This window comes from Kosakonia sacchari SP1 (assembly GCF_000300455.3).
GTDB classification, from domain to species: domain Bacteria; phylum Pseudomonadota; class Gammaproteobacteria; order Enterobacterales; family Enterobacteriaceae; genus Kosakonia; species Kosakonia sacchari.
This window is the reverse complement of the sequence record NZ_CP007215.2, coordinates 320745-335422: the sequence shown is the minus strand read 5'-3', so window position 1 is coordinate 335422 and position 14678 is coordinate 320745. Positions and strand designations below refer to the sequence as shown.

At 55.4% G+C, this 14678-nt stretch carries 10 protein-coding genes; 1 reads left to right on the top strand and 9 read right to left on the bottom strand.

Annotation, left to right across the window (positions count from 1 at the left end; translation table 11 throughout):
* Positions 1-14: 14 nt before the first annotated feature.
* From glgP to asd, 6 genes are all read right to left on the bottom strand, one after another.
* Positions 15-2462, bottom strand: coding sequence for a glycogen phosphorylase (gene glgP, locus C813_RS24500; RefSeq protein WP_017459546.1), 2448 nt, complete (start codon positions 2460-2462; stop codon positions 15-17).
* A gap of 19 nt (positions 2463-2481) precedes the next feature.
* Positions 2482-3915 (bottom strand): glycogen synthase GlgA, encoded by a 1434-nt coding sequence (gene glgA / locus C813_RS24495; protein WP_017459547.1) that lies wholly within the window; start codon positions 3913-3915, stop codon positions 2482-2484.
* A gap of 82 nt (positions 3916-3997) precedes the next feature.
* Positions 3998-5290 carry a glucose-1-phosphate adenylyltransferase gene (gene glgC, locus C813_RS24490; RefSeq protein ID WP_017459548.1) on the bottom strand — a complete coding sequence of 431 codons (1293 nt, stop codon included), beginning with the start codon at positions 5288-5290 and terminating at the stop codon, positions 3998-4000.
* Between the two features lie 14 nt (positions 5291-5304).
* The gene (gene glgX / locus C813_RS24485) at positions 5305-7281 is read right to left on the bottom strand and encodes a glycogen debranching protein GlgX (protein WP_017459549.1); all 1977 of its coding nucleotides are present in this window, start codon (positions 7279-7281) and stop codon (positions 5305-5307) included.
* Positions 7278-9464, bottom strand: coding sequence for a 1,4-alpha-glucan branching enzyme (gene glgB / locus C813_RS24480; protein WP_017459550.1), 2187 nt, complete (start codon positions 9462-9464; stop codon positions 7278-7280). The genes glgX and glgB overlap by 4 nt, the downstream gene beginning before the upstream one ends.
* Positions 9465-9721: 257 nt before the next feature.
* On the bottom strand, positions 9722-10828 hold the full coding sequence (gene asd / locus C813_RS24475; RefSeq protein WP_017459551.1) for an aspartate-semialdehyde dehydrogenase: 1107 nt from the start codon (positions 10826-10828) through the stop codon (positions 9722-9724).
* 172 nt (positions 10829-11000) lie between these two features.
* Between asd and C813_RS24470 the strand changes: the two genes are divergently transcribed.
* Positions 11001-11594 carry a YhgN family NAAT transporter gene (locus C813_RS24470; protein WP_017459552.1) on the top strand — a complete coding sequence of 198 codons (594 nt, stop codon included), beginning with the start codon at positions 11001-11003 and terminating at the stop codon, positions 11592-11594.
* A gap of 36 nt (positions 11595-11630) precedes the next feature.
* Here C813_RS24470 and gntU read toward each other — a convergent pair whose 3' ends face one another.
* The 3 genes from gntU to gntR form a co-directional block, all read right to left on the bottom strand.
* Positions 11631-12971: a gluconate transporter gene (gene gntU / locus C813_RS24465; protein ID WP_017459553.1), complete on the bottom strand. Its 1341-nt coding sequence runs from the start codon at positions 12969-12971 to the stop codon at positions 11631-11633.
* On the bottom strand, positions 12968-13501 hold the full coding sequence (gntK, locus tag C813_RS24460) for a gluconokinase (RefSeq protein ID WP_017459554.1): 534 nt from the start codon (positions 13499-13501) through the stop codon (positions 12968-12970). The genes gntU and gntK overlap by 4 nt, the downstream gene beginning before the upstream one ends.
* 136 nt (positions 13502-13637) lie before the next feature.
* Positions 13638-14633, bottom strand: a complete 996-nt coding sequence (gene gntR, locus C813_RS24455) for a gluconate operon transcriptional repressor GntR (protein ID WP_017459555.1) — start codon at positions 14631-14633, stop codon at positions 13638-13640.
* Positions 14634-14678 lie beyond the last annotated feature (45 nt).

Genomic DNA, 14678 nt, shown 5'->3' with positions numbered 1-14678 from the left:
GAGAGGTTTTTTTATTACAGCCGAACCGGTTTGATATGCCAGATATTCTCGGCATATTCCTGAATAGTGCGATCCGATGAGAAGTACCCCATATTGGCGATGTTACGCATCGCTTTATTGGTCCACTCTTCCGGGTGGCGATAAAGCTCATCCACTTTTTCCTGGCAATCGACATAGCTGCGGAAATCCGCCAGTACCTGATAATGGTCGCCAAAGTTGATCAATGAATCGACGAGATCGCGATAGCGCCCGGGTTCCTGTGGGCTGAACAAGCCAGTGGCGATTTGCGTCAGCACCTGATGCAACTCTTCATCTTTCTCGTAGTATTCACGCGGCTTATAGCCCTTGCGCCGCAGCGCTTCGACTTCATCCGCCGTGTTACCGAAGATAAAGATATTCTCTTCGCCAACGTGTTCCTGCATCTCAACATTCGCGCCATCCAGCGTGCCAATCGTCAGCGCGCCGTTGAGGGCAAACTTCATATTACTGGTGCCGGAAGCTTCCGTGCCCGCCAGTGAAATCTGCTCGGAAAGATCCGCCGCCGGAATAATGACCTGCGCCAGACTGACGCTGTAATTGGGGATAAAGACGACTTTCAGTTTGTCGCCAATCTGCGGATCGTTGTTGATCACCTGCGCGACATCGTTGATCAGATGGATAATATGTTTCGCCATGTAGTAAGCAGACGCGGCCTTACCGGCGAAAATATTGACGCGCGGCACCCATTGCGCCGTGGGATCGGCCTTGATGCGGTTATAGCGGACAATAACGTGCAACACGTTCATCAACTGGCGCTTATATTCATGAATGCGTTTGATCTGCACATCGAAGAGCGCTTTCGGGTTCACCACCACGTTCAGTTGCTGGGCGATAACGATCGCCAGCCGCTTTTTATTCTCCAGCTTCGCCTGGCGCACCGCCTGGTTCACCGTCGGGTAATCAATATGCTGCTCCAGCTCGCTCAACTGACTGAGATCGGTACGCCATGTGCGGCCAATATTTTCATCCAGCACGTGCGAAAGCGACGGGTTCGCCAGCGCCAGCCAGCGCCGTGGCGTCACGCCGTTAGTGACGTTGAGAAAACGCATCGGGAAGATGTCTGCGAAATCGGCAAACAGCGACTGGACCATTAAATTGGAGTGCAGCTCAGAAACGCCATTCACTTTATGGCTCACCACCACCGCCAGCCAGGCCATACGTACGCGGCGTCCGCTGGCTTCGTCAATAATCGACGTGCGGCTCAACAAATCGGTGTTATTCGGGTGCTGCTCCTGCAAGGTCTTGAGAAAATAATCATTAATCTCAAAGATGATTTGCAGATGGCGCGGCAAAATTTTACCCAGCATATCTACCGGCCAGGTCTCCAGCGCCTCACTCATCAACGTGTGGTTGGTGTAAGAGAAGACCTGACAGGTCACCTCAAAGGCGTCATCCCATTCGAATTTATGCTCGTCTATAAGCAGACGCATCAGCTCGGGAATCGACAGCACCGGGTGAGTGTCATTGAGGTGAATGGCAATTTTGTCTGCCAGATTGCTAAAAGTCTGGTGCAACTGATAGTGGCGGCTGAGGATATCCTGCACCGTCGCGGAGACCAGGAAGTATTCCTGACGCAGACGCAGCTCGCGACCGGAGTAGGTGGAATCATCCGGGTAGAGCACACGAGAGACGTTTTCCGAGTGGTTTTTATCTTCCACGGCGGCAAAGTAGTCACCCTGGTTGAATTTGCCGAGGTTAATTTCGCTACTCGCCTGCGCGTTCCACAAACGCAGCGTGTTAGTCGCATCGGTATCGTAGCCGGGGATAATCTGATCGTAGGCAACGGCGAGGATCTCTTCGGTTTCAACCCAGCGGCTCTTTCTGCCTTCCTGCTGAATGCGCCCGCCAAACCGCACTTTGTAACGTGTGTTGTGGCGTTTAAACTCCCACGGATTGCCGTACTCCAGCCAGTAATCCGGCGACTCTTTCTGCCGCCCGTCAACGATGTTCTGCTTGAACATCCCATAGTCGTAACGAATGCCGTAGCCGCGGCCGGGCAATCCCAGCGTCGCCAGCGAATCCAGGAAGCAGGCCGCCAGTCGACCCAGCCCGCCGTTACCAAGGCCGGGGTCGTTCTCTTCATCAATCAACTCTTCAAGGTCGAACCCCATTTCATCCAGCGCGTTTTTCACATCGTCATAGATACCGAGTGACAGCAAGGCGTTAGAAAGGGTGCGGCCAATCAGAAACTCCATCGATAAGTAGTAAACCTGGCGCACTTCTTGAGAGAGCTGCGCGCGGGTGGAACGCAGCCAGCGCTCCACCAGCCGATCGCGCACGGCAAACAGCGTGGCGTTCAGCCATTCGTGGCGATTGGCGACAGCCGGATCTTTACCGATGGTGAACATCAGTTTGTAGGCAATCGAATGTTTTAACGCCTCAATACTTAACGTAGGTGAAGCATAAGTAAAAGGTGCATTCATATAAGTGATTCCTGGAAAACTATTTCAACCGAAAGTAAAGATCGCGGTATGACTGCGCGGCGACCTGCCAGCTAAAATCCATCGCCATCGCCTGACGCTGTACAAAACGCCAAAGCGATGGACGGGACCACAACACGAAAGCACGCCTGATGGCCCTGAGCAGCGACCAGGCATTACTATCTTCAAAGACAAAACCGCTGGCGACGCCATCCGCCAGGTTTTCCAGCGAACTGTCGGAAACCGTATCCGCCAGCCCGCCGGTGCGGCGCACTAATGGCAGTGTGCCGTACTTCAGGCCATACAATTGCGTCAGGCCACAAGGTTCAAAGCGGCTCGGCACCAGAATGACATCCGCCCCGCCCATAATGCGGTGCGAGAACGCTTCGTGGTAACCAATCTGCACCCCCACCTGCCCGGAGTGTTCTGCGGCGGCAGCGAGAAAGCCTTCCTGCAACACCGGATCGCCCGCACCAAGCAGCGCCAGTTGACCGCCCTGTTCCAGCAGCCCAGGCAAGGCTTCCAGCACCAGATCCAGCCCTTTCTGGCTGGTCAGGCGGCTTACCACCGCAAACAACGGGACTTTGTCGTTCACTTTCAGCCCCATCGCTACTTGCAGTTGACGTTTGTTTTCCGCTTTTTCTTCCAGCGTATCGCGCGTGTAGCGCGCACCGAGCAGCAAATCGGTGGCCGGATCCCAAATTTTTTCATCGACGCCGTTCAGAATGCCGCTCAGGCGGCCTTCCTGCTGGCGCTGGCGCAACAGCCCTTCCATGCCATAGGCGAACTGCGGTTCGGTGATCTCGCGCGCGTACGTCGGGCTGACAGCGGTAATATGATCCGCGTAATACAGCCCCGCCTTGAGAAACGAAATCTGTCCGTTGAACTCCAGCCCGTGCATATTAAAGAACGACAATGGCAGTTCGATGTCATTCATATGCTGTGCATAAAACATGCCCTGATAGGCAAGGTTATGCACCGTAAACACCGACTTGGCCGGATGCCCCTTCGCCGCGAGGTAAGCCGGAGCCAACCCTGCATGCCAGTCGTGCGCGTGCACCACATCCGGGCGCCAGAATGGATCAAGCCCACTGGCCATTTCGCTGCCAACCCAACCGAGTAACGCAAAACGCAGTACGTTATCGGTATAGGCGAACAAATTCGTGTCGTGATAGGGACTCCCGGGCCGATCGTACAGATGCGGCGCATCGATCATGTAAATCCCCACCCCGTTGAAGTGACCGAATAACAGCGAAATGTGACCGGCAAACGTCTCACGCCGGGACACCACTTTCGCATCGCTCACACCACGACGAATATCAGGGAACGCAGGCAACAGAACGCGAGTATCAACACCACCGGCAATTTGTGCCGCAGGCAACGCGCCAATCACGTCTGCCAGACCCCCGGTCTTCAGCAACGGAAACATCTCAGAACATACATGTAAAACCTGCATTATCGCTCCTGTTCAAAACCCGTTGGCCTTGACGCCAGAAAGGGGGAAACAGCGCGCGGACCCCTTCCGCGCAAGGTTATAATCAGATGCTTTCAGCTTTTAATTTGCGCAACATTTCACGTGTGACCAACACAATGCCTTCTTCGGAACGGTAAAAGCGACGCGCATCTTCTTCCGCATTTTCACCAATCACCGTGCCTTCCGGTATCACGCAGCCTCTGTCGATAATGCAGCGGTGGAGGCGACAGGAGCGCCCCACCCACACTTCCGGCAGCAAGACCGAAGAGTCGATATTGCAGAATGAGTTGACGCGCACGCGGTAAAACAACACCGACTGCACAACAACCGATCCTGAAATAACGCACCCGCCGGAAACCAGCGAGTTCAACGTCATGCCGTGGCTGCCCGACCTGTCCTGGACGAATTTCGCCGGGGGTAAAGATTGATTATAGGTACGGATAGGCCAATTTTGATCGTACATGTCCAGTTCCGGCATCACCGAGGCTAAATCAAGGTTCGTTTTCCAGTAGGCTTCGAGCGTGCCGACATCCCGCCAGTATGGGCCAGCATCAGGATCGGACTGCACGCAGGACAACGGGAACGGGTGCGCATACGCCATGCCAGACTTCACTATCTGCGGAATGATGTCCTTACCAAAATCATGGCTGGAATTTTCATTCTCATCGTCCTGCTCCAGCAGGTCGTACAGATACTCCGCATCAAAAATATAGATCCCCATGCTGGCCAGCGCCTTGCTGTCGTCACCTGGCATACTGGGCGGCGACGCGGGTTTCTCTACGAAGTCGATTATTTTGTCGTTCTCATCAACGGCCATTACGCCAAAAGCGGTGGCCTCATGAACAGGCACCGGCAGGCAGGCAACGGTGCAGCGCGCCTCTTTTTCCACATGGTCAATCAGCATGCGCGAGTAGTCCTGCTTGTAGATGTGATCGCCCGCCAGAATGACGATGTACTCCGCGCGATAACGACGAATGATGTCGAGATTCTGCGTGACAGCATCCGCCGTGCCGCGATACCAGTTTTCCCCGTGTACGCGCTGCTGAGCGGGCAACAGATCAACAAACTCATTCATCTCGTTATTAAAAAACGACCAGCCGCGCTGAATATGTTGGATCAGCGTATGCGACTGGTATTGCGTGATGACGCCAATTCGTCGAATGCCGGAGTTAATGCAGTTGGACAGCGCGAAGTCGATGATGCGGAACTTGCCACCGAAGTGCACCGCTGGTTTGGCGCGTTTTTTGGTTAAATCTTTCAGACGCGTCCCCCGGCCACCCGCCAGGATCAGGGCAACAGATTTTAGTGGCAACTGGCGCGCCAGCATTGTTGGGTCGTTCTTATCTAATCTCACCATGACTAACTCCTTTTTTATGACCGCTGAAATACGCACACTCCATGCGCGGGCCCGTGCCAGACAGAGACGATGACCGGATTGTCCTCTCCGGCAAAAGGCGGAATGGCGCACCATTCACCTGCGGGTAAAGCCATTTCTGCAACTTCTGCGGTGGCATTGAGGGTGATTAACACGCTGTCTGATAACAGGATCTGTAAGCGGTGCACCCCGTTTTGCCACGCCTGCGGCGTGAGCTGTTGCCCTTCGTCATTTAACCAGGCAACGTTGCCGTCACCCTCTTCCCACCACGCGTCACGCGTGAGGGCAGGAATACGCTGGCGCAAATGGATAAGCGCGGCGGTAAACGTCACCAGACCGCTATCCACCTGGCTCCAGTCAAGCCAGGTTAATGCGTTATCCTGGCAATAAGCATTGTTATTGCCGTGCTGGCTATGCCCCATTTCGTCGCCAGCCAGCAGCATTGGCGTGCCTTGCGAAAGCAGTAACGTGGTTAACAGCGCGTGCATGCTTGCACGCCGTCTTTCAACCACATCAAGGCTGCCGCCTAACCCTTCTGTTCCATGATTAAAGCTGTGATTACTGTTAGTGCCGTCGCGGTTGTCTTCGCCATTGGCTTCGTTATGTTTATGGTCAAAAGAGACACAATCCCGCAGCGTAAAACCGTCGTGGGCGGTGATCAGATTGACCGAGGCCGATGGCAGACGACCATCACGTTTGAACACATCGCTGGAGGCGGCAAAGCGCCCGGCGAACTCGCCCAATGAGAGGGATTGTTCGAGCCAGAAACGGCGCGTCGCATCGCGGAAATGGTCGTTCCACTCAGCAAAAGGTGATGGGTAGTTCCCCACCTGATAACCACCAGGGCCGATATCCCATGGCTCGGCGATCAGCTTCAGAGAGCGCAGGAGTGGATCGTTTTTAATGGCGTTAAACAGCAGTGCCTGCTGGCTGAATTCCGGCGTGCGTCCCATCACTGAGGCCAGATCAAAGCGAAAACCATCCACATGAAAGGTCTCCACCCAGTGACGCAGGCAGGCGTGCGCGTAATCCACCACATCGGCGTTATTCAAATTGAGCGTGTTACCGCAGCCGGTCCAGTTGTGGTAATCGCCATCCTCGCGAACCCAGTAATAACTTCGGTTGTCGATACCGCGCAGGGAGAAGGTCGGCCCGTCGAGATCGCTTTCCGCGCTATGGTTGAGGACGATATCGAGGATCACTTCGATCCCGGCCCGATGCAGCGCTTTTACCGCATCGCGAAACTCAGTAATCGCCTGCGCCGGGTTACTGGCGTAGCGGGGTTCCAGCGCAAACAGCGCCAACGGGTTATAGCCCCAGTAATTAGACAGCCCCAGCCGCTGCAGGCGCGGTTCGCTGGCGAAATGCGCCACGGGCAATAATTCCAGCGCGGTGATCCCCAGCTGTTTAAACCAGTTGATCATCACTGGGTGGCCCAGCGCCTTGTAGGTGCCGCGTATTTCCGGTGGGATCGCCGGATGCAGCCACGTCAATCCTTTGACATGCGCTTCGTAAATGACCGTGTTGCCCCAAGGAATGCGCGGCGGCGCGTCCTCTTCCCAGTCGTAGTTTTCATGCACCACCACGCTGCGTAAGCCGAGCGCGGCGTTATCGTGGGGATCCGGCGCGTCATAACCGCCGTGAAACAGCGGGTTGTCGAGCGTTTCGCCTTCAACACGTCGCGCACAAGGATCGAGCAGTAATTTGGCCGGGTTAAAACGGTGCCCGCGAGCGGGTTCCCACGGGCCGTGCACACGGTAGCCGTAATGCAGGCCAGGCTTTGCACCCACCAGAAAACCGTGCCAGATATCGCCGGTGCGACCGGGTAAGTCGACGCGCTGTTCATTGCCCTCATCGTCGAACAGGCAAAGCTCCACGCGTTCAGCATGGGCGGAAAACAGCGTAAAGTTCACGCCGTCGCTCTGCACATGTGCGCCGTGAGGCGTCGCTTTTCCGGCCGTCAGCTTGCTCATTCGCCCTCCCGCACCAGCCAGATAGTCGCCAGCGGCGGTATGGTCAACAGCAGGGAATGCTCACGCCCGCGATTGGCGATCGCGTCGCTGTGTACCACGCCGCCATTGCCGGTGTTGCTGCCGTGATAATGCATGGAGTCGCTGTTTAACTCTTCGCGCCAGCGCCCCGGTTGGTTAATGCCGATGCGATAATCCGCGCGCGGCACGGGGGTAAAGTTACTGACAACGAGGATCTCATTGCCCTGCTTATCACGGCGGACAAAAGCAAACACCGAGGCTTCATGATCATCCACCACCAGCCATTCAAAACCGTAAGGGTCGAAGTCCAGCTCGTGCAGCGCTTTATGATGGCGATAAGCCTGGTTCAAATCGCGCACCAGCCGCTGCACGCCGTGATGCCAGTTATCACCGCCCTCCAGCAGGTGCCAGTCGAGGCTGGCATCGTGGTTCCACTCGCGCCCCTGCGCAAATTCATTGCCCATAAACAGCAGTTTTTTACCGGGGAACGCCCACATCCAGGCGTAATAGGCGCGCAGGTTGGCGAATTTTTGCCAGGCATCGCCGGGCATGCGGTCAAGAATCGATTTCTTGCCGTGCACCACTTCGTCATGGGAAAGCGGCAGGATAAAGTTTTCGGTGTAGTTATAGAGAATACCGAAGGTCATCTTGTCGTGATGGTATTTGCGATACACCGGATCAAGCTTCATATAATCCAGCGTGTCGTGCATCCAGCCGAGGTTCCATTTGTACCAGAAGCCCAGCCCGCCTTGCGATGGCGGGCGCGAGACGCCAGCGAAATCGGTAGACTCTTCCGCCATGCTCACGGCACCGGGCGCCTGCTCCCCGAGGATACGGTTGGTATTGCGTAAAAACTCAATGGCTTCCAGGTTTTCACGACCGCCGAATTCATTGGGGATCCACTCCCCCTCTTTGCGGCTGTAGTCGCGGTAGATCATAGACGCCACCGCATCCACGCGCAGAGCGTCAATGCCGAAGCGCTCAATCCAGTACAGCGCGTTACCGACCAGATAGTTGCTCACTTCCCGGCGACCATAGTTGTAAATCAGCGTGTTCCAGTCCTGGTGATAACCTTCACGCGGATCGCTGTGCTCGTAGAGTTTGGTGCCGTCGAAATCCGCCAGACCAAAATCATCCGACGGGAAATGGCCCGGCACCCAATCGAGGATCACCCCTAAACCAGCGGCATGCGCGGTATGAATAAAGTGCAGGAAATCATCGCGTGTGCCAAAACGGCGGGTTGGCGCGTACAAACCGGTAGGTTGATACCCCCAACTGCCATCGAACGGGTGCTCATTCACCGGCATCAACTCAAGATGGGTGAACCCCATCCATTTCGCGTAAGGCACGAGCTGATCCGCCAGCTCGCGGTAGCTGAGCCAAAAGTTGTTGTCGGTGTGACGACGCCAGGAGCCCAGATGAACTTCATAGATACTGATTGGCGCATCAAATTCATTGGCGCGTTTGCGTTCTTCGCTCTGCGTTTTCTTGCCCGGCAGGCCGCAAATCAGCGACGCGCTATCGGGCCGCATTTGCGCCTCAAACGCATAAGGATCAGCTTTGATACGCAGCTTACCGTGCGCATCAATCATCTCGAATTTATAGAGCTGCCCATTGAGCGCGCCGGGAATGAAAAGCTCCCAGATACCGCTTTCCCGACGCAGGCGCATCGGGTGGCGGCGGCCATCCCAGTAGTTAAATTGCCCTACCACGGAGACGCGCTGCGCATTCGGCGCCCAGACGGAGAAACGAGTACCCACCACGCCATCGACCGTATCGGCGTGCGCGCCCAGCGTTTCGTAAGGCCGCATATGCGTGCCTTCGCTCAGCAGCCAGGCATCCATATCCTGGATTAACGGGCCAAAACGGTAGGGATCGTCAATCAGGTTTTGTTGGCCGTGCCAGATAACGGCGAACTGATAATAGAAAGGGTTTTTACGGCGTTGCATCACGCCGCTGAAGAAGCCCCTGGAATCCAGGCACTCCAGTTTTCCCACTTTGCGCCCGGTTTTCGGCTCGATAACCCACACTTCGGTGGCATCAGGCAGCAGCGCGCGTACTTCCAGACCGGCTTCGGTCTGGTGCATCCCCAGCACTGAAAAAGGATCAGCAAAATGACCCGCAATAAGCGCGTTAATGACGTCTTTATCAACACGAACGGACATGGTTCTCATCCTGTTGTTGTGGCATCGCACCTTCCACCGTAGTAAGTCCGGTTGCGACACTTTTTTGACCTGAACGGCGCAGCACCAAATGTGCATCCTCTCTGCTCCGTCCCATCTTCAGGCAAGATGTTCCGACACCTTGTCTAAAGCATAGCCAACACTTTTCAACACTTGAGAAAATAAACACATCTGTGCTTCTTTCTGGCAAAAAAGCACAAAAAAAGGGCGCCGTAGCGCCCTTGTGGTGGTGAACTCTGTTACGCCAGTTGGCGCAGCATACGACGCAGCGGTTCGGCCGCGCCCCATAACAACTGGTCACCTACGGTGAAGGCAGAGAGGAACTCCGGCCCCATGTTCAGTTTACGCAGACGACCAACCGGCGTGGTCAGCGTGCCAGTGACGGCGGCTGGTGTCAGTTCGCGCATGCTGATCTCGCGATCGTTTGGCACCACTTTCGCCCACGGGTTATGCGCCGCCAGCAGCTCTTCGACGGTCGGAATCGACACATCTTTTTTCAGCTTGATGGTAAACGCCTGGCTGTGGCAGCGCAGCGCGCCGATGCGTACGCAAAGGCCATCGACCGGAATGACATTCGCGGTGTTGAGAATTTTGTTGGTCTCCGCCTGGCCTTTCCACTCTTCGCGGCTTTGCCCGTTATCGAGCTGTTTGTCGATCCACGGGATCAGGCTACCCGCCAGCGGTACACCAAAGTTATCGACCGGCAGCTCGCCGCTACGGGTCAGCGCGGTCACTTTACGTTCGATATCCAGAATCGCTGACGCCGGATCGGCAAGCTCGGCGGCAACATGGCTGTGCAACTGGCCCATTTGCGTCAGCAGTTCACGCATATGGCGCGCGCCGCCGCCGGATGCGGCCTGGTAAGTGGCAACTGATACCCACTCCACCAGATCGTTGGCAAACAGCCCGCCGAGCGACATCAGCATCAGGCTGACGGTGCAGTTACCGCCGACAAAGGTTTTCACGCCGTTGTTCAGGCCGTCGTTGATCACCGCCTGGTTAACCGGGTCGAGGATAATGATGGCGTCATCTTTCATGCGTAAAGAGGAAGCCGCGTCGATCCAGTAACCCTGCCAGCCGCTTTCACGAAGCTTTGGATAGATTTCGTTGGTATAATCGCCGCCCTGGCAGGTGACAATGATGTCGAGTGCCTTCAGCGCTTCCAGATTGAACGCGTCCTGAAGCGTGCCTGCTGTACTTCCGCCAAACTCGGGTGCAGCCTGCCCAAACTGGGAAGTGGAAAAGAAGACAGGGCGAATGGCGTCGAAATCGCGCTCTTCAATCATGCGCTGCATGAGAACGGAGCCGACCATTCCGCGCCAACCGATAAAACCAACATTTTTCATAGCGAAGTTCCTGCGAAGGTGTGTGCTGTGTATACGAACCAGTATCCCACTGGGAATAGCCACATTACAAAATGCAGCCAAAGTCGCAAGTGAAATTAATCAATGATCGCGAACGTATCAGAAATGCAGCTAATTACTGTAATTTTGCCGACTGCGTCAGGGATAAGAGTGAATGACTGATATCATTTCCGCCACCGTGTTGTTGATCCTGATTATGGATCCCCTGGGCAACCTGCCCATCTTTATGTCGGTACTGAAACACACCGAGCCGAAGCGCCGACGGGCGATCATGATCCGCGAGCTGCTCATTGCGCTGCTGGTGATGTTTATCTTCCTCTTCGCCGGGGAAAAAATCCTCGCGCTACTCAATTTACGCGCGGAGACGGTTTCTATCTCTGGCGGCATCATTCTGTTCCTGATTGCCATTAAGATGATTTTCCCCAGCGAATCCGGCAGCAGTTCTGGCCTGCCCGCTGGCGAAGAGCCGTTTATCGTCCCGCTGGCAATCCCGCTGGTGGCAGGCCCAACGCTGCTGGCAACGTTAATGCTGCTTTCCCATCAATATCCGAATCAAATGAGCCACCTGGTGATTGCGCTGCTGATTGCCTGGGGCGGCACGGTGGCGATTTTGTTGCAATCGTCGCTGTTTTTGCGCCTGCTCGGCGAGAAAGGGGTTAACGCACTGGAAAGGCTGATGGGGCTGATTCTGGTGATGCTCGCCACCCAGATGTTCCTGGATGGGATTCGGGTGTGGATGAAGGGGTAAAACGAACCCTCTCCCGCCGGGAGAGGGTTGGCAAACTTAGCTCAACAGTGAAAACGCGATCATCCCGATAATCGCACCGGTGGTGCCAAGGATGGTTTCCATCATGGTCCAGGTTTTCAGCGTTTGCGCTTCGGTTGCGCCGGTGAAGCGGCCATACAGCCAGAAACCGGCGTCGTTGACGTGGCTTACCACAATCGAACCGCCCGCGATGCAGATGGAGAGTGCCGCCATCTGCGCGCCGTTGAAGTGCAGCTGTTCAATAACTGGCATGACCAGGCCAACAGCCGTCAGGCAGGCAACCGTGGCAGAACCCTGAATAATGCGTACCGCAGCGGCTAGCACAAAACAGGTAATCGCGATAGGCAAGCCCATACCGGTCAGCGCTTCGCCCAGTGCCGGGCCAACGCCGGAGTCCACCAGCACTTGCTTGAACACACCGCCCGCACCAATCACCAGCAGGATAATGCCCGCCGGTTGTAGCGCGTGACCGCAGATTTCCATCACGCGATCTTTCGGCATCCCCTGACGCATCGCCAGGCCATAAATCGCCACCAGACAGGCAACGAGGATCGCGGTGAACGGGTGGCCGATAAACTCCAGCCAGTCGTACAAATTGCTGCCTTCGGCTACAAAACGCGCGGCGATGGTTTTCATCCCCACCAGCACCAGCGGGAGCAAAATCAGCGACAGGCTGAAACCGAACGAGGGCATTTTGCCTTCGCCCAGGTGCGGCTCGCTAATATCATCAGGAATGTGCAGCTCCACATGGCGGCTGATAAAATTGCCCCACAGCGGACCGGCAATCAGCATGCCCGGAATCGCCGCGCACAGGCCAATCAGGATCATCCAGCCGAAATCTGCGTGCATCTGCGATGCCAGCAGCATCGGCGCAGGCCCCGGCAGCAGAAACGCAGCGGCTGCCGCAACGCCGGCGAACAGTGGAATCACCAGTTTCACCAGGTTGGTGCCGGTATGGCGCGCCATGGAAAACGCCACGCTAATCAGCAGCACAATCGCGACTTCAAAGAACAGCGGCAGCGCACAAATCAACCCCGCCAGACCAATCGCGTAATGGGCGCGGTTGTGGCCGAAAGAGTGGAGCATTTTGACGGCGATTTGGTCCACCGCGCCGGTCTCGTGAAGGATTTTGCCGAACATCGCGCCGAGCGCGACCACAATCGCCAGAAAGCCGAGCGTACCGCCCATGCCTTTTTCCATGGTCTGCGCGATTTTAATCAACGGCATCCCGGAAAAAAGCCCTGCACCAATGGAAACCACCATTAAAGCAACGAAAGCATGCATACGCGCTTTCATTACTAAAAACAGCAGCAGTAAAACGGAACCTACTGCTGTTAAAACAAGCGTTAATGTACTCACTTAGCACTGCCTTCATTGATAACTGCAATTGTGCTGGCAACAACACCATCCAGCGGCTGGTCAATATCCACAACCAGAACATCCGGCTCATCCGCGCCTGGTTCTTGCAGCGCTTCAAATTGAGTGACCAGCATCTGCGTTTTGAAGAAGTGCCCTTTACGCGCTTTCAGACGGCTTTCAATGACGTCGAAATCGCCTTTCAGATAGATAAAAGAGAGGTTTGGATTGCCGTCGCGCAGCTGGTCGCGATAGTGTTTTTTCAGCGCCGAGCAAACAATCAGCGACACTTTGTTGGTGCGCTGCATGGCGAAAGCGGCGTCGTTCAGCGCCTGCAGCCATGGTTTGCGGTCATCGTCGTTCAGCGGTTCACCGGACGCCATTTTGGTGATGTTGCTGCGCGGATGGAGGAAATCGCCGTCGAGAAACGCGGCATGTAACTGATGCGCCACTTCGCTGGCGACAGCGGATTTACCACTGCCTGAAACGCCCATCAGAACGTAGACATGGTTGTCAAAGTTAGTCGTGCTCAAGGGTAGCCCCCACTGGTGCAAGAGTGAATTGTTACGGGTAACTGTTATCGGTAACATTGTCCTGCTGGGGTAACGGAGAAGCAATATCCATTCGTGCCAGAGATAAATAAGTGTGAGCTACTTCAAATTTGTCAGACTAAATAGATCCGCCCGGTGACAAAGTGAAACCTAAATCTAACATTTTCGGCGTAACTGACTCACCACGAATGCGCGCCAGTAAGCGTTCAGCGCCAATACGCCCCATGCGTTCACGCGGCGTAAGCACGCTTGCCAGACGCGGCTCCATTACCTGGCCAATGTCGTGACCGTGGAACCCGGCGATTGCCATATCCTGCGGAATTTTCAATCCCAGACGCTGGCACTCAAACGCCGCGCCAACGGCAAGGTCATCGTTAGTACAAAAAATTCCGTCAAGCTGAGGGTACTCGCGGCGCGCCTGGCGCATCAGCTCAATGCCAGCGGTGTAAGAAGAGGATTGTTCCACCATCACGCTGTATGGCGTTAAACCCGCATCCAGCATCGCCTGCTCGTAACCCTTCTGTTTGATGATAGTACGTTCGTCCAGGCGCGCGCCGAGATAAGCGACACGACGGTGGCCGCGCGCAATGATGGCAGTCGTTATCTGCCGCGCCGCTTCGAAGTTATCAAAACCAACGGCGATATCGAGGCAAGGCGAGCGGCTGTCCATTAACTCCACCACCGGAATACCAGCAACTTCAATCATTTTCAGCGTGCGCGGGGTATGGGTACGTTCGGTAAGGATCAGGCCGTCAATGTTCCATGAGAGCATCGATTCCAGGCGCTCTTCTTCCATTTCGGCTTTGTAGCCATAGTGCGCCAGCATGGTTTGATACCCGTGCGCGTCGGTCACGCTTTCAATGCCGCGTAAAACTTCAGCAAAAACCTGGTTGGTCAGAGAAGGGAGAAGCACACCAATCGCCCGGCTGGTGGCGTTGGAGAGAATATCGGGAGCCCGATTTGGAATGTAACCCAGTTCATCAAGTGCAGCCGCGATTTTGCCACGTAACGCAACGGAAACTTGCTCCGGGTTACGTAAAAATCGGCTAACGGTCATTTTGGTCACGCCAACGCGATCGGCCACATCCTGAAGTACGGGTCTTTTCTTTTTCATCGTCCTGACATTTTATTCTGAGTGAGAGATTTCCTCAGTTTATCA